The sequence below is a fragment of the Virgibacillus sediminis genome, assembly GCF_042643265.1.
Lineage (GTDB): Bacteria > Bacillota > Bacilli > Bacillales > Amphibacillaceae > Virgibacillus_O > Virgibacillus_O sediminis.
On sequence record NZ_JBHRRZ010000020.1, the window covers coordinates 1 to 564 of the forward strand.

Consider the following 564-nt stretch of genomic DNA (forward strand, 5'->3'; position numbering starts at 1 on the left):
AAATTATACTGGATTGGCTGCGGGAACACCCAGACCTCTCGGCCTCCCAAATATCTGATTGGTTGGAAGAAAGATGTGGTTTTCGGGAGATTGGCGAGAGCACGGTGAGGAGCTATGTAAGAGAACTACGTTCACAATATCATATCCCCAAAATCATGCATAAACGGCACTTTGAGGCGATACAAGAATTACCGATAGGTAAACAGATGCAGGTGGATTTTGGAGAGTTGAAAGTGAAGGTTACTGATGGAAGAACCATGAAGGTTTATGTGATAGCATTTGTACTTTCGCACTCACGATACAAATATGCGGAGTGGCAGGAGAGACCATTCACTACAAGGGATGTCCTTAGATGCCACGAAAATGCTTTTGAGTATTTTGGAGGGATCACAGAAGAGATTGTCTATGACCAAGATAAATTAATGACGGTCAGTGAGAATGGAGGGGATCTTATATTGACAGAGGAATTTCAGGCCTATAAACAGAACCGGGATTTTCGCGTATATCTATGCAGGAAAGCAGACCCGGAATCCAAAGGAAAGATAGAGAATGTTGTAAAGTTTA

At 42.6% G+C, this 564-nt stretch carries 1 protein-coding gene; it reads left to right on the forward strand.

All coding sequences use genetic code 11. The annotated features are described in order from the left end of the window. Nucleotides 1–564: DDE-type integrase/transposase/recombinase (locus tag ACFODW_RS18345; protein WP_449366252.1), on the forward strand; the 564-nt coding region annotated here is incomplete at both ends.